The 22664-nt window shown below is 55.9% G+C and carries 26 protein-coding genes; 13 read left to right on the top strand and 13 right to left on the bottom strand.

All coding sequences use genetic code 11. The features are described 5' to 3' along the window. Positions 1–2 precede the first annotated feature (2 nt). The gene (locus D8M41_RS01370) at positions 3–629 is read left to right on the top strand and encodes a response regulator transcription factor (RefSeq protein WP_126926267.1); all 627 of its coding nucleotides are present in this window, start codon (positions 3–5) and stop codon (positions 627–629) included. Here the strand turns inward: D8M41_RS01370 and D8M41_RS01375 are convergent. The 4 genes from D8M41_RS01375 to D8M41_RS01390 all read right to left on the bottom strand — a co-directional run bounded on the left by D8M41_RS01375 (position 624) and on the right by D8M41_RS01390 (position 4272). Further along, positions 624–1256, bottom strand: a complete 633-nt coding sequence (locus tag D8M41_RS01375) for a response regulator transcription factor (RefSeq protein ID WP_023134161.1) — start codon at positions 1254–1256, stop codon at positions 624–626. The two genes, D8M41_RS01370 and D8M41_RS01375, sit on opposite strands and share 6 nt — an antisense overlap. Next, a complete protein-coding gene (locus tag D8M41_RS01380) occupies positions 1249–2481 on the bottom strand; it encodes a sensor histidine kinase (RefSeq protein ID WP_126926268.1) in 1233 nt (410 codons plus the stop codon). The genes D8M41_RS01375 and D8M41_RS01380 overlap by 8 nt, the downstream gene beginning before the upstream one ends. Before the next feature lie 113 nt (positions 2482–2594). Continuing rightward, positions 2595–3356: an ABC transporter permease gene (locus D8M41_RS01385; RefSeq protein WP_006888712.1), complete on the bottom strand. Its 762-nt coding sequence runs from the start codon at positions 3354–3356 to the stop codon at positions 2595–2597. A 1-nt stretch (position 3357) separates the two neighbouring features. Then, on the bottom strand, positions 3358–4272 hold the full coding sequence (locus D8M41_RS01390; RefSeq protein ID WP_094757618.1) for an ABC transporter ATP-binding protein: 915 nt from the start codon (positions 4270–4272) through the stop codon (positions 3358–3360). A gap of 377 nt (positions 4273–4649) precedes the next feature. Here D8M41_RS01390 and ychF point away from each other — a divergent pair, with 377 nt between their 5' ends. The 4 genes from ychF to D8M41_RS01415 all read left to right on the top strand — a co-directional run bounded on the left by ychF (position 4650) and on the right by D8M41_RS01415 (position 8961). Beyond that, positions 4650–5735, top strand: a complete 1086-nt coding sequence (gene ychF / locus D8M41_RS01395; RefSeq protein WP_126926269.1) for a redox-regulated ATPase YchF — start codon at positions 4650–4652, stop codon at positions 5733–5735. A gap of 78 nt (positions 5736–5813) precedes the next feature. Beyond that, complete coding sequence (locus tag D8M41_RS01400) at positions 5814–6734, top strand: hypothetical protein (RefSeq protein ID WP_126926270.1); 921 nt, start codon at positions 5814–5816, stop codon at positions 6732–6734. Beyond that, positions 6731–7603, top strand: a complete 873-nt coding sequence (locus tag D8M41_RS01405) for a DNA-methyltransferase (protein WP_126926271.1) — start codon at positions 6731–6733, stop codon at positions 7601–7603. Before D8M41_RS01400 ends, D8M41_RS01405 begins: the two co-directional genes overlap by 4 nt. 596 nt (positions 7604–8199) lie before the next feature. Beyond that, complete coding sequence (locus D8M41_RS01415) at positions 8200–8961, top strand: nuclear transport factor 2 family protein (RefSeq protein WP_126926272.1); 762 nt, start codon at positions 8200–8202, stop codon at positions 8959–8961. A gap of 170 nt (positions 8962–9131) precedes the next feature. Here the strand turns inward: D8M41_RS01415 and D8M41_RS01420 are convergent, their stop codons facing one another. Further along, positions 9132–9344, bottom strand: a complete 213-nt coding sequence (locus tag D8M41_RS01420; protein ID WP_037234731.1) for a TOBE domain-containing protein — start codon at positions 9342–9344, stop codon at positions 9132–9134. A gap of 312 nt (positions 9345–9656) precedes the next feature. Between D8M41_RS01420 and D8M41_RS01425 the strand changes: the two genes are divergently transcribed. The 4 genes from D8M41_RS01425 (at position 9657) to D8M41_RS01445 (ending at position 11976) form a co-directional block, all read left to right on the top strand. After that, positions 9657–10517 (top strand): protein RtoA (Ratio-A), encoded by an 861-nt coding sequence (locus tag D8M41_RS01425; protein ID WP_238693449.1) that lies wholly within the window; start codon positions 9657–9659, stop codon positions 10515–10517. 305 nt (positions 10518–10822) lie between these two features. Next, complete coding sequence (locus D8M41_RS01430) at positions 10823–11050, top strand: YdeI/OmpD-associated family protein (RefSeq protein WP_126500344.1); 228 nt, start codon at positions 10823–10825, stop codon at positions 11048–11050. 110 nt (positions 11051–11160) lie between these two features. Next, entirely contained in the window at positions 11161–11622 is a 462-nt protein-coding gene (locus tag D8M41_RS01435) for a DUF2867 domain-containing protein (RefSeq protein ID WP_126926273.1), read from the top strand. Positions 11623–11784: 162 nt separating this feature from the next. Then, the gene (locus D8M41_RS01445; protein WP_037234741.1) at positions 11785–11976 is read left to right on the top strand and encodes a type II toxin-antitoxin system VapB family antitoxin; all 192 of its coding nucleotides are present in this window, start codon (positions 11785–11787) and stop codon (positions 11974–11976) included. Positions 11977–12081: 105 nt separating this feature from the next. On the opposite strand, the gene D8M41_RS01450 is transcribed toward D8M41_RS01445, so the two are convergent. From D8M41_RS01450 to D8M41_RS01465, 4 genes are all read right to left on the bottom strand, one after another. Next, positions 12082–12339: a GlsB/YeaQ/YmgE family stress response membrane protein gene (locus D8M41_RS01450; protein WP_126926274.1), complete on the bottom strand. Its 258-nt coding sequence runs from the start codon at positions 12337–12339 to the stop codon at positions 12082–12084. Positions 12340–12534: 195 nt separating this feature from the next. Next, the gene (locus D8M41_RS01455) at positions 12535–13311 is read right to left on the bottom strand and encodes an alpha/beta fold hydrolase (RefSeq protein WP_126926275.1); all 777 of its coding nucleotides are present in this window, start codon (positions 13309–13311) and stop codon (positions 12535–12537) included. Between the two features lie 2 nt (positions 13312–13313). Further along, complete coding sequence (locus tag D8M41_RS01460; protein ID WP_174232399.1) at positions 13314–13853, bottom strand: PadR family transcriptional regulator; 540 nt, start codon at positions 13851–13853, stop codon at positions 13314–13316. Positions 13854–13984: 131 nt separating this feature from the next. Next, a complete protein-coding gene (locus D8M41_RS01465) occupies positions 13985–14173 on the bottom strand; it encodes a hypothetical protein (protein ID WP_080727443.1) in 189 nt (62 codons plus the stop codon). 140 nt (positions 14174–14313) lie between these two features. Between D8M41_RS01465 and D8M41_RS01470 the strand changes: the two genes are divergently transcribed. Continuing rightward, positions 14314–15774 carry a hypothetical protein gene (locus D8M41_RS01470; protein WP_126926277.1) on the top strand — a complete coding sequence of 487 codons (1461 nt, stop codon included), beginning with the start codon at positions 14314–14316 and terminating at the stop codon, positions 15772–15774. A 155-nt stretch (positions 15775–15929) separates the two neighbouring features. Here the strand turns inward: D8M41_RS01470 and D8M41_RS01475 are convergent, their stop codons facing one another. Further along, on the bottom strand, positions 15930–16889 hold the full coding sequence (locus D8M41_RS01475; RefSeq protein WP_126926278.1) for an NAD(P)-dependent alcohol dehydrogenase: 960 nt from the start codon (positions 16887–16889) through the stop codon (positions 15930–15932). Positions 16890–17205: 316 nt separating this feature from the next. Further along, complete coding sequence (locus D8M41_RS01480; RefSeq protein WP_006887446.1) at positions 17206–17571, bottom strand: nuclear transport factor 2 family protein; 366 nt, start codon at positions 17569–17571, stop codon at positions 17206–17208. Between the two features lie 96 nt (positions 17572–17667). Here D8M41_RS01480 and D8M41_RS01485 point away from each other — a divergent pair, with 96 nt between their 5' ends. Continuing rightward, positions 17668–18270: a TetR/AcrR family transcriptional regulator gene (locus D8M41_RS01485; RefSeq protein ID WP_126926279.1), complete on the top strand. Its 603-nt coding sequence runs from the start codon at positions 17668–17670 to the stop codon at positions 18268–18270. Here the strand turns inward: D8M41_RS01485 and D8M41_RS01490 are convergent. Next, complete coding sequence (locus D8M41_RS01490) at positions 18267–18899, bottom strand: DJ-1/PfpI family protein (RefSeq protein WP_202975988.1); 633 nt, start codon at positions 18897–18899, stop codon at positions 18267–18269. The two genes, D8M41_RS01485 and D8M41_RS01490, sit on opposite strands and share 4 nt — an antisense overlap. After that, entirely contained in the window at positions 18896–19723 is an 828-nt protein-coding gene (locus tag D8M41_RS01495) for a class I SAM-dependent methyltransferase (RefSeq protein WP_126926280.1), read from the bottom strand. The genes D8M41_RS01490 and D8M41_RS01495 overlap by 4 nt, the downstream gene beginning before the upstream one ends. 254 nt (positions 19724–19977) lie before the next feature. Between D8M41_RS01495 and D8M41_RS01500 the strand changes: the two genes are divergently transcribed. Next, positions 19978–21138: a hypothetical protein gene (locus D8M41_RS01500; RefSeq protein WP_126926281.1), complete on the top strand. Its 1161-nt coding sequence runs from the start codon at positions 19978–19980 to the stop codon at positions 21136–21138. Positions 21139–21400: 262 nt separating this feature from the next. Continuing rightward, on the top strand, positions 21401–22627 hold the full coding sequence (locus D8M41_RS01505; protein ID WP_174232400.1) for a histidine kinase: 1227 nt from the start codon (positions 21401–21403) through the stop codon (positions 22625–22627). Positions 22628–22664: the final 37 nt, after the last annotated feature.

The raw sequence follows: 22664 nt of genomic DNA on the forward strand, positions 1-22664 counted from the left end.
CCGTGCCGCTGAGAATACTTCTTGCCGACGATCAGCAGATGATTCGTGAAGCGCTCGCCATGATTCTCGATCTTGAAGTTGATCTTGAGGTGGTCGCACAGGTGGGCCGCGGTGATGAGGTGCTGCCTGCCGTGCGTGAAACCCGCCCGGATGTGGCGCTTCTCGATATTGAAATGCCCGGCGCCACCGGGATTGAGGCGGCCGCCGAACTTGCCCGTTCGGGCTTGACATCGCAGGCGGGCGCGCCGGTTCGCTCGCTGATTCTGACAACTTTCCGCCGCCCCGGGTATTTACGCCGCGCCCTGGAGGCCGGAGCGAGCGGGTTTGTGGTGAAAGACGGTACGGCATCGCAGCTGGCGCAGGCGGTCCGCCGTACCGCGGCGGGGCTGCGCGTGGTCGATTCAGTGCTGGCTGAGGAAGCAAAATGGCAGGGCTCTTCACCGCTGACCGGGCGTGAGACCGAGGTGCTTCGCACCGCCGAGACCGCCGGGAGCGTCAAAGAAATTGCGGGGATGCTCGGGCTGTCTTCGGGAACGGTACGCAACCACCTCTCGGCGGCCATGGCGAAGATCGACGCCATTAACCGGCACGAGGCGGTGCGCATCGCCCGCGACAACGGGTGGCTATAACCAGCCGTTGTCGGCGGCAATATTGAGTGCTTCTTGCCGGTTCGAGGCGTTGAGTTTCGCCATCGCGGAAGATAAGTGGTTGCGCACCGTGCCGGGGGAGAGGAACAGCGTCGCGCCGATCTGGCGGGCTGTTGCCCCATCACGGGTTGCCCGCAGAATCTCGGTTTCCCTCTCGGTCAGCGGCGACTCGCCGTGCAGCAGCGAATCCGCCGCCAGCGACGGGTCTACCACGGTCAGCCCCATATTGACGCGCCGAATGCCCTCCGCCAGCTGGGACGCGCTCGTATCCTTCACCATAAACCCGCTCGCCCCGGCATCTAGAGCACGCCGCAGGTACCCCGGTCTGCCGAAGGTTGTCAGAATAAGCGAACGCACCGGCTCGCCGGTGAGCGCTACTAGTTTCGCGTCCCGGATCGCGGCTGCCACATCAATACCGCTGGAGAGCTCAGAACCGGGCATTTCAATATCGAGAAGCACCACATCCGGGTGGTACCGGTGGATCGCTGGAAGAACCTCGTCACCGCCGCCAACCTGTGCGACCACCTCAATATCGTGTTCAAGCCCCAGCAGCGCGGCCAGCGCCTCACGCACCAGCTGCTGGTCATCGGCGAGCATAATCTTAATCATCTGTCTCTCCCGAAGGCTCAATTTCGGCGGTATTACCGTCCATACTAACCCGAAGCCGTGTGCCCCGAACGTCCGCCGTCCCGGAAGCGGCAGGATGCGCCCGCAGCCAGCGCGCCGGAGCATCCTCAACAACAAGAGTTCCGCCCGCAGACTCCACACGGCTCTTCATGCCCTTAATACCGCTTCCGGCGGCGTACTCGGCGGGAATACCCACCCCATTATCAAGAATTTCAAGCCCGGTATTGCTCACCCGCACCTCACAGAAACCGGCCTGTGAGTGCCGCACAATATTTGTCACAGCCTCACGCAGCACCCACGAGAAAAGCGAAGAATTCACCCCAACTGCTGAGAGGGCACGTTCCGCATCGGGCAGTTTCGCGGCGATTGAGGCCGTCTGCAGGGCGCGCTCCGACGCCTGAATTTCGCCCGAAAAGTCCGGGATGCGCAGCCGCGTCACCGTCGAACGAACCTCCGCCAGTGAAGACCGAGACAGCTGGGCGATCGCTTCAAGCTCCGCATCGGCACGGTCAGGGTCGGCGTGCAGAAGTTTACGTGCCAAATCGGCTTTAAGCGTGATCACGGTCAGGGAGTGCCCGAGCACATCATGCACATCGTGGGCGATGCGCTCGCGCTCGCTGACCATTTCAAGTTTGGCTTGGGTTTTGTCGGCGTTTTTACTCATCTGGATCAGGTAGGAGAACGCCATAATCCCGATCATGGGGGCACCCAGTGATAAGGTGAGGCGGGATTTCTCCGCGAAATTGATAGGGATTCCGTCAGAGAACATGTAAATTATCCAGAAAACTGCCGCGATGGTGAAGGCACCGCGAATCCGCGTGCTGTAGGGAATGTCCTCGGTGAAGGTCCACAGTGCCACAAAGTAGATGGTGAACCCGATGAGTACATCTGCCGGTGGAATGGCGGCTATCAGCATCACGCCGCATACGGGCACGAAGAGAAGGGCCGTCCAGAGAAGCAGCCGCCTGAAATATGATGACACTGGAAGAGCCCAGGGGACCGTATACGCGGCAACATCTGTGATTGAGAAAATGACCAGGCAGATAATGACGTACACGTGCTTCCACACCGGAGCGTTAGGCTCTAGAACACCGTCATAGATATACCCCAGAAATATGAGCCAGGGTGCGGAGAACCCCAGGCTAATCCAGTCGATTTTGTGTTCGTCGTGGGTGCGCGGCTGGTCTGCGGTGGGTGATGGGGTCATATGCTCCTCCTGGGCTCTAGTATAAGCACGCGTTCGGATAGAGTCGTGGGCGCATCCGGTAAGGTGGTGCCGGATGCGCCCAAGATGTGGTGGGCACGCGTCATATGAGGGTTTTAGCGCTTGGTGCGGCGGCCCATGAGCAGCGCGGTGGCGACGACGAAAATAACCGTCCACACGCTGAAGTTTACGATCCCGTACCAGAGCGGTTCGGTCATATTCCATTCGGCGCCGCTGCCGCTAATAATGGTGAGCCCTTTGCTGAAGGGGTAGCGGGCGATTTCGGCGGCACCGTACAGCGGGGTGAACCGTGCGTAGGGCATGAGGTCTTTGGTGAGCGGTGCGAAGAGCGTGCCGAAGAACGAGAACACCACCAGAATGCCGTTGGCGATTCCCACTGCGCTTTCGCTGGGTACCAGAAACCCAATGGCCAGCCCGAAGAACCCGAAGACCATAGCGCATAGTATGGACAGCGCGGCGCAGGCGATCTGCTGCTTCAGCGGCATATCGATTTTGGTCATGCGCGCAACAATGTTCACCGCAGTAATTGGTACTGCCGCCATAATGAACGCCACGCAGCATTTGGAGAGCAGATATTTGCCGGTGTTCATGGGGGTAAGCCCCAGCTGCCTGCCCCACCCGGCCACGTTTTCGACCACGGTCAGGCCGCTGATTGACACGGTGCAGCTAATAGCGCCATAGAGCGCGATGCCGATCATCACGTAAGCGGCGGCGTTACCATCTGCGACTTTGATCTTCGCGTAGTCTTGCAGGGCGCCGAAGAGCAGGTAGAGCCCCACAGGCATAATGATCGTGTAGAACAGGGATGAGAAAGAGAGCACCGATCGGCGGATTTCGTAGAGTGTGTAGCGTAGCATTTTAGGCCTCCTGTGCGGCGCGATCAGTGAGCTGAACGAACGATTCGTCCAGTGAGGGTTTGACAATTTCAAGGTCGCGCACGGTGTACTTGGTGAGCAGCACTCGCGCGAATTCATCGGCGTTGGCCACGGTGGTGCGGTGCCGGTACGCCCCGTTTTCTTCGCTGGTTTCGACGCTCAGCATCGGGTATTCGCTGAAGGTAATGGGCTTATCGGCGAGGAAGCTCACGTGGCGTCCGCCGGTGAGGTCACGGATCTCTTCGGAGGTGCCGTCGGCAATGATCTTTCCGTTGTCCATGAGCACGATGCGCTGCGCGAAGTTCTGCGCCTCTTCCAGGTAGTGGGTGGCGAAAATAATGGTTTTGCCGGTTTCGGCGAGTTTGTCCATGCGTTCCCAGAAGGTGCGGCGGGCGGTAACGTCCATGCCGGTGGTGGGCTCATCCAGGATGAGGATATTAGGGTCGTGCATGGTGGCGATAGCGAACCGGATGCGCTGCTGCTGCCCGCCGGAGCATTTGCCGACTTTGCGGTGTGCCAACTCGGTCAGGTCTGCATCGGCGAGCACCTGGTTCATGTCGAGGCGGGTGGGGTACAGCGAGGCGAGCATATCGAGGGTTTGCTGCACGGTGAGGTCTTTGAGCAGCCCGCCGGTTTGCAGCACCGCCCCAATGTTTCCGGATTGTATTGCGGCTTTGGGGGAGGCACCGTCAATGGTGAGGACACCGCGGGTGGGGGTGCTCAGCCCCAAGAGCATGTCGATGAGGGTGGTTTTACCCGCCCCGTTGGGACCTAGCAGGGCAACGATTTCGCCTTTGTCGATGGTCAGGTCAAGATTATCGACGGCGGTGACGTTACCGCTGCGCGTACGAAAAATCTGTGTGAGGCCTTGGGCCTCAATAACATGTGACGTGTTCATGATTTAAGTACAGCACCGCGGGCAGAAAAATGTGAATGTGCACTGTCATTATCTGCCTATGACAAGTGTCATGGAAGGCTGCTCCCGCGCCGGTGTGGCGCCGTTCCCCAAGGGGCGGCGCGGCAGAGAAAAGCCTATTCAGAAGAGTTTTTTGCATTCAGAAGGTTATATCGCTTCTGAATGCAAAAAACTCTTCTAAATAGAACCGCACCGGGAGAGGAAGAAACATGGGGTGTCTCACTATGTGGGTGCGGCGTGTTTCGCGGTGCGCTGTATACTCTCCGTCTGCACTGTAGAATGGTGGGGAGTTGTGCCTGCACTTTAGCTGTTTCCGCGGTGCGGGTGACTATAGGTACTGATTTTTTGAAGGATTTTCTGTGGCTCTGACTATCGGCATTGTCGGTCTTCCTAACGTGGGCAAGTCCACCCTGTTCAACGCGCTCACCCGCAACACGGTGCTGGCGGCTAACTACCCGTTCGCTACGATTGAGCCGAATATTGGTGTGGTGAACCTGCCGGATGCTCGCCTGAACCGGCTCGCCGAGATTTTCGGGTCTGAGCGTATTCTGCCCGCAACCGTCTCGTTCGTTGATATTGCGGGTATTGTGAAGGGCGCCTCTGAGGGTGAGGGGCTGGGGAATAAGTTCCTGGCTAATATTCGTGAGGCGCACGCGATCGCGCAGGTGGTGCGCGCGTTTGATGACCCGGACGTGATTCACGTGGACGGTAAGGTTGACCCTGCCTCTGACATGGAGACCATTAATACTGAGCTGATTCTGGCGGATTTGCAGACTTTGGAGAATGCGATTCCGCGCCTTGAGAAGGCCGTGAAGATTAAGAAGGGCGACGCCGCCCAGCTGGCAACCTACAAGCAGGCGCAAAAGATTCTTGAGGACGGGAACACGATTTTCTCGCGTGCGGCTGCTGAGAAGCTTGAGATGGCGCATTTGAAGGAGCTGAACCTGCTGACCGCTAAGCCTTTCATCTACGTGTTTAATGCGGATGAGGGTGTGCTCGCTTCTGAGGAGAAGCAGGCCGAGCTGCGTGAGCTGGTGGCACCGGCGGAGGCTGTTTTCTTGGACGCGAAACTTGAGGCTGACATGGTGGAGCTTTCCGAGGAGGAGGCTCGCGAGATGCTGGAAATGAGCGGTCAGGACGAATCGGGGCTGGATAAGCTGGCTCGCGTGGGCTTCTCAACCCTGGGTTTGCAGACCTACCTGACGGCTGGCCCGAAGGAATCGCGCGCCTGGACGATCTATAAGGGCGACACCGCACCACAGGCGGCGGGCGTGATCCATTCCGATTTTGAGCGCGGCTTCATCAAGGCCGAGGTTGTTTCCTTCGATGACCTGGACGCGGCAGGCTCCATGAACGAGGCTAAAGCCCGCGGCAAAGTCCGCATGGAAGGCAAAGACTACATCATGGCCGACGGTGATGTGGTTGAGTTTAGGTTTAATGTGTAGGTAGGAATAATGGAACTCCATTACAGTAATTTAAATATATACGGTGTAGATTTTAGTCATCTTAGGCTAACAGAGCTCATGAAAATTGCAGATCAAGCCGAGCCTTTCTACGACTGGGTGGAAAAAATCTTTCGGCAAGTTTCAGGCCGTGCAGATTCCCTTGAAGTTATTATTGATATTGAGGATCGATTCACTCTTGAACAAGGAGTGCGTCGTTGTTTTGCTGCTGAGGGAAAGTCTGATGTACCAAAGCTATTCAATGGTGTTGGAGTCCCGTATGCTCATGCCAAAGCGTGCTATCTTTTCTTTGCTTGGCTTGTGCGAGATGCTGCAACACAGCGTTTATATCCGTTGGTTAGCTCAGCATTTAAGGAATTTACTGTAGCGCACCCAGAAGCAAAACGAATAGATCTAGAATCGGAGGTATTTGCACATCTTCTGGTAAGGTACAGGTCAGAGTTAAAATATTTCTCCTGGCCAGTTATTCGGGAGGTACTAATTTCCCGACTTGAAGGATCAAGAAGGGCAGCCCGGGGAAGTCAAATTGAGTTATCTGTAAAGACAGCACTGGCTCAGAGTATTAGTTACTTCTATAAAACGCATGGTAACTATGGTAATTTTACTGACATAATTGTTCACGATAAGCCGTTGAAGATAAAAAACCGTACGTATGACGTGGTTGCTGAACTTAAACGGCATGATGAAACTAGTCGGTACTTAGTACTTCCGGTCAAAACTCGTGAGACTCAGGGGGGTGGGCATGCTCACCTTTTCACACGTGATATTGAACAGGCAAATCTAGATATTCGTAAAATATATCCGGATGTTATTATTGCTCCAGTTGTAATAGCAGAGAACTGGTCTGAGAACGAAAAAAATCTTGAAGCTGCAGGGTACGATGAGTTATTTCATTTCTCTGTAAATCCAAATAAATTTTTTGGTTTTACAGATCATGAACAAATTCGTTTGAATAGGTTGGTGGAATCAATACTTTCATGAATTCTTGGAAAATTATTAATGATGATGCTTTGGCAGGATTATCTCAAGTCGATGATAATTCTATTCAGCTAACTGTGACTAGCCCACCTTATTATCATCTTCGTAGCTATTCTGGGGGTGATAATGAAATTGGGTGGGAGGAATCGGTTGGTGAATATGTGGATCGATTATGTAATGTATTTAAAATTCTTTTAAAAAAGACAGCATCTGAAGGAGTTTTATTCCTTAATCTTGGTGATAGCTACGTCGAGGGGCAATTAGCTGGTGTTCCGTGGCGAGTTGCAATAGCATTGCAAGATGTAGGATGGATCCTACGTTCAGATATTATTTGGCATAAACCGAATGCTATGCCCTCATCGGTTAAAAACCGGCCTACACCGGACCATGAATATATTTTTATGTTTGCGAAGAGTAAACATTATAAATATAACCAAGATTCTATTCGAGAACCCCATGTAACCTTTAGTGAGAATTCTAAAATGCGTGGCGGCCGCGGGCACTTTGGTAAACGCGGGGGGACCCCAGAGAAAGGTAAAAATCAGGGAAATTCGAATCTTCATGACGCGCGTTGGGATCAAGCATTTCATCCTATGGGAAGGAATAAAAGGACGGTTTGGAATATTCCATTAGGTAAATTTCGAGGTGCGCATTTTGCTGTGTTCCCAGAGAGCCTAGTTGAGATATGCATTAAAGCGGGGTCTGATATAGATGATATTGTATGTGATCCATTTGCAGGATCAGGTACTACAGGGGTTGTAGCTCTTAAACTAGGTCGCCGTTTCATAGGAGTAGAGCTTTTCTCGGAATACTGCATATTAGCAGAAGACCGACTTCGCAGCTACAAAGGGCATACAGAAACTTTGTTCTAGTATATTCTCGGCATTTTATTCAGTGAAGGTTTATTTTTGTAGTTAGAAGAGCAGGCTGCGCACCACTGAGAATAATTTCTGTTGGGCTCCATCGTATCCGTAAGGTTGGGGGGCACTGTTATGCTTGGACGAGTTCCAGCGAAGAGGCCTTACAAGGGCTCAGCGGCAGCGACTAACGGACTGGTTACGGGGCATAACAATTCCTCATCAGGTGATCTTGTCGCGTTCTCTGTGTGTGATGAACTCGCTCGGCTTTCTAAAGAGTGAAGACGCGACGGATTCAATCCAGCAAGTATTGCTACCTGATCCCTAAAACGATCGTCCCCCTCCCAAGCCTCTCAGCGAAGCTCACTTGGGAGGGGCCTTTTTGTCTATATGTTTCTTGGTGGGTGCCGGTTCGGCGGTCATAAAAGCAGGCTCTTGCACACCGGTACCACATGAACATTGCTCATCGGCAAGCAATCCCGATAGAATATCCGATACCATGACCGGTTCCGCCTGCTACTGTGATAGTTAGGTTCAGGGCCGGTCTTCACCTTATGCGGGCTCCTAACCGCGCATCGGTAAACACAGCACAGGCACCCCAGGAGAAAACCATGTCAGCCCAGCTTGAGAACGCACGCAACCTGTACCTGCGGGGTATCTGTGATGGCGAGATCGCAGAAGTGCACGCCAACTATATGGGCGAGAGCTACACGCAGCATTCGACCGGCGTGCGCGACGGCAAAAAAGGCTTCCAACAATTCTTCGAGGACTTCTTCAAACGCAACCCCAAGCGTGACATCCAGATTGTACGCGCCCTAGAGGACGGCGAGTTCGTGTTCCTGCACGTGCATCAGAACCTCAATGATGGGCAGGCGCAGTGGGTGACCGCCGATATTTTCCGTGCCGACGAGCAGGGGCGCATTATCGAACACTGGGATGTGATTGACGCCTACCCAACGGACGGCGCTCAGCCTGACCCTATCTTCGGCGACTTTGAGCTAGACCTCACCGCGCCCGCCGAAGACAACAAGAAAACGGTGCGCTTGTTCCTCACCGAGGTTATGCAAAATGGCGACTACGACCGCCTGAACAGCTACGTCAGTGAAGGGCTAATCCAGCATAACCAGAGCATCGGGCAGGGGAGCGGCGCATACCTGAACTATCTGCGTGACAATAACGTCCACTACGATTTTGTGTTCAACGTACTTTCACAAGGTGATTATGTGGTGGCGTATTCCCAAGCCGATATTGCCGGAGAAAAGTATGCGTTCTTCGATATTTTCCGTCTCAAAGAAGGCAAAATCGTGGAGCACTGGGATAACAAAGAAATTGTGCCGCCCCGTTCAGAGCTGGTGAACTGGGGTAAATTCTAGGCTCAGTTTACTGGTGTTAATATACGGCTGTGCATTATAGAAGATAAAGCTTTCTTTAAAGGTTAAAAGTTCGGCCCCGGTATAGTTATTACGAACCATTCCGGGGCCGAGCCTCATTATTTAAGTATTGCGCCCGGTATGAGATGCGTCCGGGCACACAGGGGAGAGGATTAGTCCTCAACACCAACCATGACGTTGGATGCCTTGATAATGGCGGTAGCGGGCTTGCCAACCTGCAGACCCAGCTCCTCAATAGCGGCGTTGGTGATCGAGGAAGAAACAATCAGACCGGGGGCGATCTCAATCTTCACGATGCCGTTGGTAGCGCCTTCGGTAATCTCAACAATGGTGCCAGCGAGCTGGTTACGGGCAGAAAGCTTCATGCTCGGTTCCTTTCCTAATAAAAAATGTCTCCTACATACTACACACCCTATCTTTTTATGCGCATGAGGGTACCCAATTATTAGGAATGTGAACATGCTGCGGCTCTTGGGTCACCGTAGTTGCAGCGTGTTGAAGGGCGGCTGAGGCAGCCATCTCAATCTTTTATTACTTTTCTGTATAAACTTTCAGTTAAATTTTGCGTATTTTTGTGAAACTACTGGTCAGAACCTTATAAATCCTGAAAAGTATCCTCGTCATGTGAGATGGTTAAAAAACCAACCGATAATTATTCAGCAGAAAGGATGCGACCCATGACTACCACGAAGGTTTCCGCATGCGTGTCCCTAGCTGTTGCTGGAATGGTGGCCTTGAGCGCTTGCGGCTCGAACAACTCCGGTGGCACGTCGAACGCGCCCTCATCGTCCGCCTCTTCTTCCGCATCAACACATTCTTCGGCTACCGCCTCCGGTGGCTCTGGCACCGTGAATGACGGCGGTACCAGCGGCGGCGGTACCTCCGGTGGCTCCGGTGCAGGCGCCAATGGTGGCGGCACTGTGAACTCCACCGCTGGCGGTGGTGCTGCAACGGAACAGGCCCCAGCCACTGGCTCACAGGGGGATAATGCCGCCGCTAACCCCAACAACCCTAACAACCCCAACGCTGGTGCAGCCGCGAACGGCAACGGCGGCGGTGCCCAGGCAGACCAGGGCGCTGGCGCTAACGCCGCCGATAACGGTGCCGCCGCACAGCAGCAAAGCGGCGCGCAGCAGAACGGTGCTGGCAACGCACAGGCTGGCGCTAATGGTCAGGCTGACAGCGGCGCACGCCACTATAATCTGACCCCTGGGCAGTACATCATCCACCGTGAAGGCTCCTGGGACTACGTGAATACCACCGGTTCAACGTACCATGTTGACGGTGACGGCAGCTGGAAGAGCACCGGGGAAGACGGCACCAGTGTGGTCGCGGCGGATGGTTCTTGGACTAAGAACTATATTGACGGACACACGGTAGCCCGGGTAGAGGCTGACGGAACCTACCGGGTCACCTACGACGGTAAGCTTTCCCCTGAGATACCTATTAACGCCGTCCCAGTGTCCCCCGGGAGCCTCCCCGACCCGAAGGCTGTGCCGGCAGTAACCCCGGTTAAGCCGACCAAGCCGGGCATGTAACCGCTTGAGAAACACTATTTCCGCAAGGTGATTCTCCGAAACGGGCGCGCACCCTCCACCGTGAAGGTGCGCGCCCCTCTTTGCCCACTCACGGTAGCCTCTAGAAGCGGTCAGGTGGCTCAAGAGCACGCCCGGCTGAGCGCACTGACTCCCCGGCCGTTATAGGTGTTGGCTTGCGAGCTAGCAGCCTTGCTGCCCCCGCCGGGGCGGGAATGTGACAGTTTGCGTTTGCCCTGAGATCTTGAACCCGCCACCGTACTACAGGTAGCGTGGATACAGGTACAACACCCACCTCAGGAGGCTTTATGCGCGAACGTCACCATATGCCGAACGATATTGCGGCGGCCCTGAAAAGCTCTGGTTTACGCGCCGACTATAACGCCCGCCCGGCGTACCAGCGCAACGACTATATCGGTTGGATCAACCGCGCCAAGACATCAGAAACGCGTATCAAACGCCTCGAACAAATGCTCACCGAGCTAGCGCAGGGCGGCATCTACATGGGCATGGAACATAAGGCCTCACGCAAATAGTCCGTATCCTGAAAAACGCAGCTTAAGGCGTATGACGCGCCCTCTAGGGGTAGGCGATACGCCTTTACCTGCATTATTCGGGCCAGCTGAGCACACTGGAAGTCTTGAACATGCGATTTAACAATATGAATTTTTCTGATGGTCACTATGTGCAGATACCCACTAGTTGGGATGCACAGGAATTTACCTACCGTTTTTTATCTGCAACCCCTCCGTGGGTTCGCACGATAATGCAGGTGCGTAACCGTGTTGTACAGAAAATAGGGTTTACAGTACAACCCGCATCGAAATCCAAGCAATTGGAGGTCGCGGTTGGTTCATCAGCGGGCCCCTTTACTTTTACTGAGGTCACTGATGAGCATGTCATTGGTGGCCATAAGGATAGGCATATAGAGTTCTCCTCAAAATTCGTGGTTACTGCTGCTGAGGAGGGCAGCACGTCTGCGCGTGGTGGGATTGAAACACACGCCCAGCCTCAATCGGCTGTAGGGAAGGTGTACCTGACATGTATCTGGCCTTTTCACAAGGCTCTAGTACCTTACATGCTGCGCCAAGTCGAAATAAAACCGTGAACGCAAAAGATTATGACCCTCGTATGGTTGATTTCTACGATGAAGACAACCCCGATGGGGCGGACCATGATTATTACCGTTCTCTAGCTCAGCGACGTAATGCCCAATAGGCAGTATCGGTATCTGCATCATAAATGTGCCACCATTAATGCGGAGGCTGATATGCGTACAACCGTGACTTTGGACGAAGAACTAGTTGCTAAAGCGGCTACACTCACCGGTATTGAAGAACATTCTGCTCTGGTGCGTGCTGCCTTGGAAACTTTGGTACGCGTCGAAAATGGGCGCCTGCTTGCTACATTAGGGGGTTCCGAACCCCAATCCCAGGCAGCTCCGCGGCACCAAGATAAATAAGTGCCTGTAAGGGAGGGCTCTTGAAAAAGCACCCGTAACACACAATAAAAGCGGATCCCCAAAACAGAGTGTTCGAGGATCCGCTTTTGCAGAACATAGAAGAAACTACTTCCTGCCGGTCACGCCTAAATAGACCGAGATGGCGAGCATCGCAGCAAGCACCGAGAGGGCCCAACGGATCCAGTCAATACCCGCAGTACGGGCAACTCCGAAGAACCCGGCCACCCACGTGCCCACAAAAGCCCCGACGGCCCCCAAAATAATGGTCCAGATAATAGAGATATTCTGCCTGCCGGGCATAAACACCCGCGCTAATGCGCCAATAATAGCGCCGGTAATAATCGATCCGATAATGGTACCCACGGTGCCTCCTCACGGGGTCAGGCGGCGCGAACCGGAAGATGCGCCGCAAACCTGGTGTTAATGAACGTTGTTATCGAGTATACGGGCACTGAGGGTATGGCGTCTTGCCCCGGCGGGGCACTGTGCGGGAGGCGAAGATTTTCGCGCGCAGCGTGGGAGGCAGAGACTAAAACACGCCATGCTCACGCTTATGCTTTAGTCTTGAGGCCACCGCCCCGTATCGGCGTGGGTGGCAACCATACGTGCGAATAGTTCCGGGTTCTCGGCACTCCACGCGTGATGCATTCCCGGCGCAACCCAGGTGCGCAGCTGCGGCAGGCACTTACGCAGCGGGTCGAAGGATCGGCGCACCGAGGGCGTATCGTGCTCGGCGGCAACCGCAAGCACCGGCCCGGTGAATGAGAACGGCTCGGCAGGCAGCGCCCGAACCCCAAGTTCCCGGAACAGTAAAGTGTTCGTGAGCGGTTGCGGGCTGCTGGCGGTTTGCACAAAAAGTTCCCGATCTTCCGCCGGAATGTTAAACGGGCGGGACTGCGCAATCCAGTACCAACGCCGGTGCCAGAGCGGAACCTGGGCGCCAATAACCATCCGCTCCCATCGGGTGTACCCCAAGAGCGGCGATCCGCTAATTGTGCATGTGTACGCTAGGGTGGGGTGGCGGCGAATCAGCTCAATCGCCACGAAACCGCCGAGTGAGAGGCCCACAATGTGCGCTCGCCCGCCGATACTGTGGGAACGAATGAGTGCAGCCATCCTGTCAGCGGCCTCGGCAATACCGGGCCATACTTCGTGTGTATTCCTGCCGTACCCGGGCAGGTCGGGGGTGAGCAGGTGGCGATCGGGCATGGCCTCAACCTGAAGGTCCCACGTCCAGCCCGCCATGTTCCCGCCATGCAGGAAAATAATCGTCTCACCCTGCCGGGGGCCGTGCTCCACAGGGTAATCTTTGCTGTTTCGCATCTTGGCAGTCATGGTCATTTCTCCTTACTAGGTGGGCTGAACCTGGTGATACTTTCGCGGGTTTGCTGAATCCAGGCAAGCTCCGCCTCTGTCTCAACAATTCCTTTGCGAAGGGTGGCGGCGCGCAGGGCGGATGCTAAGTCTTCCGCCGGGGCGTCAATAGTTTTGAGGGACTGCAGCTTACGTTCAATCTGTTTTTCACGCTCAGCCAGTAGCTGTACCACTTCGGTGTGGGTAAGGTTTGCGGCGAAAAATAGCCGCGCCATAAAAGGCTCTTTAAACCGCTCTTGCTCAAGGGGTGAGGTGAGCCAGTCTTCCAGCTCAGCCCGCCCGGTTGCGGTGAGTGAGTGAACCTTGCGGTTGGGTTTTCCCTCTTGATGTATTACTTTCGTTGTGATCGCCTTGTTGGCGGTGAGCTTATCGAGCGTGCGGTAGATTTGCGACTGGTCGGCATACCAGAAATGCGCCACAGTGTTACTAAACGCACGGTTGAGGTCGTAGCCGCTCATCGGCTGGATTGACAGTAGTCCAAGAATCGCATGTTTAAGTTCCATAATTATATACTCTCATGCATATATAGGACTATACAAGTATAACTTTTTGGGTGCGTGCTGTGTGAACAGAAACAGGCTGGGGTATAGGGTAGGGAAGCCGCGCGGCAACTTCTATGTTCTAAGCAGGTAATTTACCTGAACAAATCCCACACACTGAAAGTCGTGCGGCGGTAGATGGCCCCTTTCACGGAGCGCTTCGGGTTCTTCACAAACCCCATACCGCGCCTGCCATAACCAGGAATCACAGCTTTCTTCACGGCGCGTTTTGCCCGACCGGTGGTGCGGGCCTTAATCATTCGTTTCACACTGGGTTTACGCATACCAATTCTCATGGGTATAGCCTACGTCTGTTGTCGTAAAAATAGCCACTTGCTCTTTCGCTGCCCACCCCGGATGCGCTGACCTGCCGCGCGTCGTATGATGTGAGAACAATACCGTTCAATGCTGATTGGGATATAAGATGCCTGACCCCCGTGAAACCGCCCCTAACGAACGCATCGTTTTCACCGCAGAAGCCGATGCAGACCATATTGAGAAAAACCTGCGCCTCACCGAAGAACAGCTGAAACAGCCTAAAAACGCCGCCCTATATTTATCCTCAGTCACCGCCGTATATGACGCCCAAGCCGAGCCAAACCGCAACTGGGAATGCGTGTACCGTTACAGTGCGGGTGAGACTCTTGACGCTATTGCCACAGATATCGGTGTGACCAGGGAGCGCGTCCGGCAGATTATTAACGCCGCACACACGCATATTTCCGTTCCGCAGCTTAAAGTTGCGCGCCGCACCGTGAAAGAGCAGGAGCAGGAAGACCTGCGGCACATGGTGTACGAGTGGTCGGTGCATAACCCGGATAGGGCCGGGCAGGAGTGCGAAGAAGAATTTGGGCTCACCCGTCAGCAGGTTAAACGTATCCTCAAAGGCCGTGCGGCACTGCACTACCCGGTAGAGCCACGGGCGCAGGGAGACGAACAGAAAGAATGGCAGGATCAGCAGCTTATCGATTTGCTGCGGCAGTGGTGGCACGAGTGCACAGACCACCGGTCCATGTCGTTTAACGACTGGTCGGTGGCTCGCGGCGGCCCCACCCGTCAAACACCCATTATCCGTTTCGGCAAATGGTCACATGCCTTAGCTGCGGCGGGGCTGGGCGACGAGCGGAGCAGGCCCCGCAGGCGCCGCGGCAAGTACGGTGAAGCTGACCTGTGGGCGGCGCTGGTTCAGTTCGTGTCTACTCCCCGGCAGAAATACACCTACCTTGAATTTGAGGAGTATGCGCGCAGTGTCCCCGGTATGCCTTCAGCGGTGCTGGTGCGTAAATACCTCAATAAAAACTGGAATACGCAGGTAGAAATCGCCAAAACAATCATGCGCGGCAACTATGAGAGCTTACCGCCTGAGGTTATTGCTGCCGGGGTTGAGAACATCCGGCGGGAACGTAATTGGGAGCAGGAATACGCCCGCAGCAAAGACAGCGAGCAGGACTCCGTGCAGGTGGCCGTTGACGCCCTTAAGCAGTACATAGCGCATCATGGCAGCCGGGTTGTGAACGCCCGCTACGATGAGTGGGCGCATGGGCAGGGGCTGCCTTTGGGGGTTACGCTCACCAAGAAGAGCGGGCTCAAGTGGGCGGAGCTTGTGCAGCGCGCGGGTGGTACGTGCGGTACCCGCGCCCCGCGTGATCTGAGCCCGGACGAGGTGCAGGCCCGTAATGAGCGTGCGCTCGCAGGTATCCGGGAGTACCTGGAGCATGAGGCGGGTACCCCAACATATGACCGCTACATTGCGTGGGCGCAGCAGGCGGGGGAGGAATACCCGAAAGGAACCGCGCTTCACAGCTGGTTTGGCGGGTGGCGCAACGCCCTCCAGCAGGCCCGAAAGCCATCAGCTGGTACACAGCCGGAGACACCCGCCAGCTAGAGCCGCACCAGGCAAGAACCCGTGCTGTGGTGTCTTGCGCTGTAACTGACGTGTACGTGTTTAACACTTGGGCGCAGGTTCGCACCATAAAGGCCCCGCCAGAACCCTAGCTTCATGGGGTTTGGCGGGGCTTGTGCGCGGTGGCTGGGTGGGTCTTACATTACGACCAGCAATTTGCCGCGCGTGTGTTTGGTATCCACGTAGTCTTGCGCTTCGGCCAGCTCCTCCAGCGTGTACCGTTTCTCAATGACGGGGCGAAGGTTGCCGCGTTCAACGGCGGCGGTAATCCACTTCATTGCCTCAGCGGTTGCCTTGGTTGCCAGCAGGAACCCCACACGGCGGTTCGTGAAAAGGGACGTCAGTACTGCGGGAAGCCCATCGGGGGAGAGCGTCATCATGCGCCCGTGCGGTTTGAGGTAGTTGCGGTAGTATCCGGTGACCACGCCGCCGCAGTCAATAATCGCATCGAACGGGGTCACATTCGCGGCATCGGGCAGGTCTTCGTGGTCGTACACCTCAACAGCCCCCAGGTCGCGGCATAGGGCCATATTGTCTGAGGCGGATACGGTGCTTACCTCAACCCCCAAAATCTGCCCGATCTGCAGTGCCGCGTGCCCCACACCGCCGGTAGCGCCCACCACCAGTAGGCGCTGCCCGCGCTGAAGCTTCAGGTTTTTCCGCAGTACTTGCAGGGCCGCCAGGCTCACCAGCGGCAGGGCTGCGGCATCAATAACGTTGGGGATACGCGGTGCGTGGCAGATGCGTCCGGCCTTAAGCCTCACGTATTCGGCGGCGGTGCCGGTGGGTGCAGGTGCAATTGACCCTGAGAACCCCCACACGGTGTCCCCAATTTTGAAATCCATGACGCCGTGGCCCATGCCCACCACTTCACCGAGCACATCCACACCGGTGCCTTTGGGGAATCGCTTGCCGGTAAAAAGGCGCATCTGCCCGGAGCGTACGATCGCGTCGATGCGGTTCACGCTGAACGCCTGAACACGCACCAGCACTTCGCCCGGGCCGGGGGCGGGCACGGGAACCTGATTGATGGTGAGCACGTTAGACGCACCGTATTCGGTGTATTGTACAGCGCGCATGGTGGTTGGCAGGGTCATGGTTGCTCCATTTATTCTCTATTTTGGTGATGGCTCCATTCTAAAGGATGCGCACCCCGCCAGACCTGAATGACGCGGGACCCTCTCACAACAGAATTTACCGGTGCGCTGTGCCCGAAAAACCGGGGCCTGCATGCCCACCCGGTGTATTTGATACGGCCCGCACGGCACCGCCGTAATTCCCCTGTTGCCTGCGATAGGCTCTATCTGCCGGTAGCCACCGCCCCTACCGTCGTCTCTTGGTACCAAAAAAGTCACCTTCACGCGGTGAGGTCCGCCGAAAAGGTGACTTTCGGGTATGGGATGGGGAGAAACCCTATACTTTTTCGCCTTTCATGAGTGCCGTAAACGCCGCACTATCGAAGAAGATGGAGATGCCCGTCAGCTTGCCGTTGTGTATGGTCAAAAACTCGGGAACCTCGAATATTGCGGTGGCTCCTGCCGGGGTTTTCACGAAGTAGTCGGAGATGACCGCCGCCTGATCGCCGTCTATCACCAGGTGCTTCACGTCCACGTCAATGGTCATCGCCAGAAAATTACCGGCCCCATTGAGGTAGTCTTCCTTACCGAGGTCTTGGAGGGCGCTATTAAAACCGTAGGTCATGTCTTCGGCCAGGAAATCTTGCCAACCGCCCCGGTGGATGGCGGCGAAGTAGTCGCGGATGGTCTTCTCGGTGCTCATATGTGCCTCCTCGCGAGTAGTGTACTTCCGGTGCGGGTGCGCACCTCGCCCGATTAACTGTAACATAGCTGTAACAGATATTGAAGGGATGTGTGCATGATAGACACAGTTAAGCCGTTGCGGTCGGATGCGCAGCGCACAGCTGCCGCAATTTTGCAGGCGGCCGAACGGGTGCTGCGGCACGACCCCACCGCCTCACTGGAACAAATCGCCGCCGCCGCCGGGGTAACCCGCACCACGGTGCACCGCCGGTTCGCCAGCCGGCAGGTACTTATTGCCGCGCTGCAGGCGAGCGCGATTGAACACTTTTATGATGCTTTTGAGGCCGCCAGCCCGGAGACCGCGCCGCCGCCGGTGGCCCTGCACCGGCTCACGGTGAACGTGATGCGCACCAAATCTAACTGGGGGTACGCGCTGGGGATTCTCAGTGAGGACGACCCCGCCGTCATCACCAAGCGGCGTACTGTGCTGGCTCGCCTTGAAGTGCTGTTTCAACGCGCACAGCACGATGGCCTGATCGCGCCCGACGTAAACCTTGACTGGGCACAACGCATGTACCGTGCCATGGTTGATGAGGCTGTTAAAGACCTTGAATCCGCAGCCAGCCCGCAGGGGGTGGCGGACGCTAGAGCAAACGAAGCTGAGCTTGACCGCCTGGCCACCCTGATTCTGCGTACCCTGCTGAGTGGCATCGGCTAAGGCTGAGGTGAGGGCCCAGAAGAAGCAGAGAACGGGTCGTGGCTGGGGTCTTGGTTCCACAGGTATTCACACCGGTGGGCTTGCGCCTGTGCCTCGTCAATGCCTGCAATATCAGCGATAAACCCCAACGTCATGTCCATACCTGCTGAGACACCCGAGGAAGTATAGAACTTCCCCGAATGCGTCCACCGCGCCGTGCCCTGCCACAGCACGTGCGGGTTTGTGCCTCTCACCCAGTCAAAGGCGCGTTTATTCGTGGTGGCCTCTAGTTCATTCAGCAGGCCGGTGGCGGCCAGAAGCGCTGAACCGGTGCACACACTCAAACAGTATTCGCTCTGCTGAACCCACCGGGTGAGTGCCTCCACAAAATCAGTATCATGCACCAGGGTTCGAGTGCCCGCACCGCCGGGAATGAGCAGAACACCGCCTGGGTGCAGCTCACCCAGCGGCTCTGTTGCCACCGAGAAACCCTGGGTGCTGCGCACCGCCCCGCCCAAATGCGAGACATAGTGCAGCCGCGCGCCGGGTACACCGTGCAGGAACTCGACCGGTCCCATAAGATCAAGTGTTTCGTACCCGTCAAACAGCAGACAGTAAATATGCACGGCGGGTTTTTCGCCCCCACTCATGATGCTGGATCTGCTTCAGGCAGCTGCAGCCAGCACACTCCCGGCAGCTTATTCGCCAGCTGCGGCAAATACTTTTCAATGAACAGTACGGACCATTTCCCCGGCCCACGGGGGAGTTCAAATGTAACGTTATGTACAGACACCTGCTGTCCCAGCCAGGCCGACAGTAGCGGCTGCAGCTCGTTACGGTACACGCCCCAGGGCATGGGTGGGGTGCGGTACGTGTCTGTTTTCATCCACCCCTTCTCGCTCAGGGTGCGTTTTGAGAGGAAACGCCCAATGTAGTCGAACATGACGGTTGCGCCGGGGAACCTGCGGGCCATAGAGCGCATGAGGGAAGCGACTTCTGCTGTGGTGAAGTACATGAAAAGCCCTTGTGCCGCAATGAAGACCGGGCGCCCTTCGGGGACAGCGTCGAACCAGGTGGTATCTAGCGCGTTTCTCGCCACGTGCAGGTGCCGCTCATCGGGGGCTATGAACCGTTCCCTAATGTCAATGCCTGCGGGTAAATCCACGCTCACCCACAGGGTGCCGGGGGAGTCGATGCGGTACCGTTGGGTTTCCAAGCCCTCACCCAGGTTCACGATCACCGCATCCGGGTGCTCCTTCATGAAGCGGCTAATCTGCCTATCGAATAGCATGGAACGCACCCCGTGTGAGCCGTCTGCTTTGCCGAAATGAGCCTGGTAGTCGTAGTCAATAGCCCGGTAGATTTCTAGGCATTTGGGGTCGGTAATGCACCCGTCGGCTCGGGCGGCTTCGCGGGCACGATTGTGCAGGGTCCACAGCATCGTTTCGGGGATATCGGTCAGTTCGGGGTGCATGGCAGTGTCACTTTCTGAAGGAGCATATATTGCCGCAGCTGGTGGGAGCCTCATGTTTTATAGTAGCCGCCCGAGAAGGGGATGTGTATAGACGTATTTCACCTGTGGGAGCGCGCTAATCACTGCTGTGCGGTGCTGGGGCAGCATTAGAGACAACCTTAAACCTTCCTCAAAGGTTCATGAAAAACTGTATTTGAACTTAAAAGTTGGTGCTAGGTTTAAAAGGCATCCGAAAGTCACCGAAGATTGGAGCAATGATGCGTTACTTTCGTACCCGAGGTGCCCTTGCTGGAGCCAGCGCCCTTGCCTTAGTGGGGGCCACCGCCGTGCCACTGTCGCAGGCATTCGCTGAACCTCAACAGGCTGGCAGCACCCCATCCAGTCAGCAATCCACCCCTTCCGAACTGGAGCAGAAACCAAGTATCCAGAAAACCGAGGGCACACTCGACCCCCTCGCAGAGAAAAATACGATTAAGGTGCAAGGTACCGGGTTGGATAAGACCCTCACCGACGGGTATTACGCCGAAATGTGGGAAATCGACGCGCAGGGTCAACCGGTAGGCGAGAACATTGCTGAAGCATCCGATCAGCTGACCTTGGGGCAGCGGGGACAATTTGATGCCACGCTCACCGTACGCGGCTCCCGCGTAGACCCGCAGAAACACTACGCCGTGTTCATTGTTGACCATACGGGCCGTGGGGGATATATGGGGGTGCACGCCACGGCCCCTGTGAATATAAAACCCACCGACCCGACAAAACTACGTCCATGCTTCGAGACTTCACCCGAAACCCTCTACACACACCGGCAGGATAATGAGGTCACCATCCGCGGCAAATACTACTACCCGCCTAACTCGGATGCGAGCGTCGCCATTTCCCTTCGGGAAAAGCATGAGGACGGCGGCCCAGGCGATGAGGTAGCCACCGGTACCGTTGCCGCCAGCGAACTGAAGGACGGCACATTCACCTACAAGCTGCACGTGCCCGGAGAGAAAATTAAGGACAAAACCTACTACACGCTCGCGGTGGCAATGGACGGCGGCACCAAGGAACAGGGAGCCATTAAAGAACTCTATGGTCACGGCGGTTCCTTTGCCGTGATTACCGACGGAACGGTAAGCCGCAGCAGCCAGCATAACCAGGTGAAGGTGGCCGGTGGCGGGTTTAAGAACGTACAGCAGGGCACCGCCATGCACCTGCGGCTGCGCGAGTACAACATTGATGCGCAGAAACCTGCCGGGGATGCGCTGGCTGAAAAGCAGGTTACCGTCAACCCGCCCAACGGCAGCTTCGAGACTGACTTTGCGGTTCCTGCGGATAAGCTTCAGGCCGGGAAAAAGTATGTGATTGAGGCGAGTATTGACGACCAGGAGCAGTCCGAAGTCACGGAGTATATTACGGTGAACCCCTAGCGCCTCTTTACACGCGTATTGGGCCTAGTCGGGTAGGTTTTTTGAGGACGCAGTTTTCGGGTGGCCGTGGTGACGGCACGGTTTAATCAACACCCGGAAACTGCGTCCTATAGTGCGCGGAGGTGACACAGCCACCCCTAATAGTTATACAACTACCCGGCTGCCTTAAACATTATGGAAATAATTGTAAAAAACCTAGACCTTTACCTAAGAGTACGGCTATCTTAGAAATGTAATCACTAACCGACGAATGGAGCAGACCATGCGTTCTTTCCCCACCCGTTCCGTGCTCGCAGGAGCCTGCACTCTCGCACTGATTGGCGGCACGGCGGCTACTCTTTCGCCCGTGAATGCTGCACCTCCGGCGACCTCAAATACTGTCCAGGGCGGTTCAAGCTCTCTTCCGGGCAACAATAACAATAACGACAACGCCAATGACAACTCTGATAATGTTCAGCAGACAAAAATTACCTCTGTTGAGGGCGGCCCGCTGAACCCCATCACCGGGGAGAATACCCTAACAATCACCGGTGAAGGGATTGATCCGAACCAATCCTTCGAGAGCCTGCAGGCAGAAGTCTATGAGCTTGATGCTGACGGCGACCGCACGGGCAAGAACTTAGCTCAAGATGATGCGAAGCTTACCGTGACTGAAGATGGGCATTTCAGCGGCACCGCGAAAGTGAAAGGCAACTTCGACCCCCAGAAGCGTTACGCTGTGTTTGCTGTTATTTACTCCGGTCATGGCTATCACACTGTGGAGGCCCGGCAGGACCTTCCCGTGCAGCAGGTTGATGAGAAGAACGTTCACCCTTCGGTAACAGTGACCCCAGACTTCGCGTGGAATAACACTTTTTACCGTCACCTGAACACCAACACCCTTACGGTGCGCGGAACCCGCCAGGAAGGTGCCACCCGCCTCATAATACGGGTTGAAGCCCTGGACGAGAACGGTAAGGTCACTGAGACGTTGGTGACGAAGGACGCCTCAGCAGACCTGAATGGCGGTAACTTCACCACTAAGGTGCAGGTGCCCGGCTCGAAGATCGAAAGCGGTAAGCGTTACCAGGTGGTTGTTGAAACTGGCGCCAATGACTGGTCGCGCGCTGAAGTTGAGGACTTTCGCGGAGATACGGAATCTGAGGCTGTTGGCATTGTGGACGGCGCGCCCCTTAGCCGCAGCGCCGCCGAGAACCACCTGAAGGTTGCTGGCGGCGGCTTTGACCCTGCAACAGCGGCTCAGAACGGGTCCAAGGTTCGGCTGATTTTCGCCGAATACGACGTTGAGAATGACATCATCAGGGATGATGAGATCGTGAATACGACGGTTACCCCGAAGCCGAACGGTGACTTTGAGAGTGAACTGACTATTCCCGGTAATAAGCTGCAGGCGGGTAAGAAGTATGTGGTACGCGCATACCTTGAAGACGCGGACGGCCGAGTCTCAAGCGACATTACCCTCAAGACCCTGGTGCCCACCAAAGAATAATGTGGCACCAGCCAAGGGTAAAACGCCCTTATATTAA

Source organism: Rothia sp. HSID18069 (assembly GCF_003989155.1).
GTDB lineage: Bacteria > Actinomycetota > Actinomycetes > Actinomycetales > Micrococcaceae > Rothia > Rothia aeria.

Excerpts from the sequence above, each read along its gene's own strand:
- D8M41_RS01495 (WP_126926280.1), bottom strand. The coding sequence starts at position 19,723 with ATGCACCCCGAACTGACCGATATCCCCGAAACGATGCTGTGGACCCTG.
- D8M41_RS01420 (WP_037234731.1), bottom strand. The coding sequence starts at position 9,344 with ATGAAGCTTTCTGCCCGTAACCAGCTCGCTGGCACCATTGTTGAGATT.
- D8M41_RS01380 (WP_126926268.1), bottom strand. The coding sequence starts at position 2,481 with ATGACCCCATCACCCACCGCAGACCAGCCGCGCACCCACGACGAACAC.
- D8M41_RS01505 (WP_174232400.1), top strand. The coding sequence starts at position 21,401 with ATGCGTTCTTTCCCCACCCGTTCCGTGCTCGCAGGAGCCTGCACTCTC.
- D8M41_RS01415 (WP_126926272.1), top strand. The coding sequence starts at position 8,200 with ATGTCAGCCCAGCTTGAGAACGCACGCAACCTGTACCTGCGGGGTATC.
- D8M41_RS01430 (WP_126500344.1), top strand. The coding sequence starts at position 10,823 with ATGCGCGAACGTCACCATATGCCGAACGATATTGCGGCGGCCCTGAAA.
- D8M41_RS01405 (WP_126926271.1), top strand. The coding sequence starts at position 6,731 with ATGAATTCTTGGAAAATTATTAATGATGATGCTTTGGCAGGATTATCT.
- D8M41_RS01390 (WP_094757618.1), bottom strand. The coding sequence starts at position 4,272 with ATGAACACGTCACATGTTATTGAGGCCCAAGGCCTCACACAGATTTTT.
- D8M41_RS01435 (WP_126926273.1), top strand. The coding sequence starts at position 11,161 with ATGCGATTTAACAATATGAATTTTTCTGATGGTCACTATGTGCAGATA.
- D8M41_RS01480 (WP_006887446.1), bottom strand. The coding sequence starts at position 17,571 with ATGAGCACCGAGAAGACCATCCGCGACTACTTCGCCGCCATCCACCGG.
- D8M41_RS01425 (WP_238693449.1), top strand. The coding sequence starts at position 9,657 with ATGACTACCACGAAGGTTTCCGCATGCGTGTCCCTAGCTGTTGCTGGA.
- D8M41_RS01455 (WP_126926275.1), bottom strand. The coding sequence starts at position 13,311 with ATGACTGCCAAGATGCGAAACAGCAAAGATTACCCTGTGGAGCACGGC.
- D8M41_RS01500 (WP_126926281.1), top strand. The coding sequence starts at position 19,978 with ATGATGCGTTACTTTCGTACCCGAGGTGCCCTTGCTGGAGCCAGCGCC.
- D8M41_RS01485 (WP_126926279.1), top strand. The coding sequence starts at position 17,668 with ATGATAGACACAGTTAAGCCGTTGCGGTCGGATGCGCAGCGCACAGCT.
- D8M41_RS01445 (WP_037234741.1), top strand. The coding sequence starts at position 11,785 with ATGCGTACAACCGTGACTTTGGACGAAGAACTAGTTGCTAAAGCGGCT.
- D8M41_RS01490 (WP_202975988.1), bottom strand. The coding sequence starts at position 18,899 with ATGAGTGGGGGCGAAAAACCCGCCGTGCATATTTACTGTCTGCTGTTT.
- D8M41_RS01385 (WP_006888712.1), bottom strand. The coding sequence starts at position 3,356 with ATGCTACGCTACACACTCTACGAAATCCGCCGATCGGTGCTCTCTTTC.
- D8M41_RS01460 (WP_174232399.1), bottom strand. The coding sequence starts at position 13,853 with ATGGAACTTAAACATGCGATTCTTGGACTACTGTCAATCCAGCCGATG.
- D8M41_RS01375 (WP_023134161.1), bottom strand. The coding sequence starts at position 1,256 with ATGATTAAGATTATGCTCGCCGATGACCAGCAGCTGGTGCGTGAGGCG.
- D8M41_RS01465 (WP_080727443.1), bottom strand. The coding sequence starts at position 14,173 with ATGCGTAAACCCAGTGTGAAACGAATGATTAAGGCCCGCACCACCGGT.
- D8M41_RS01475 (WP_126926278.1), bottom strand. The coding sequence starts at position 16,889 with ATGACCCTGCCAACCACCATGCGCGCTGTACAATACACCGAATACGGT.
- D8M41_RS01400 (WP_126926270.1), top strand. The coding sequence starts at position 5,814 with ATGAAAATTGCAGATCAAGCCGAGCCTTTCTACGACTGGGTGGAAAAA.
- D8M41_RS01470 (WP_126926277.1), top strand. The coding sequence starts at position 14,314 with ATGCCTGACCCCCGTGAAACCGCCCCTAACGAACGCATCGTTTTCACC.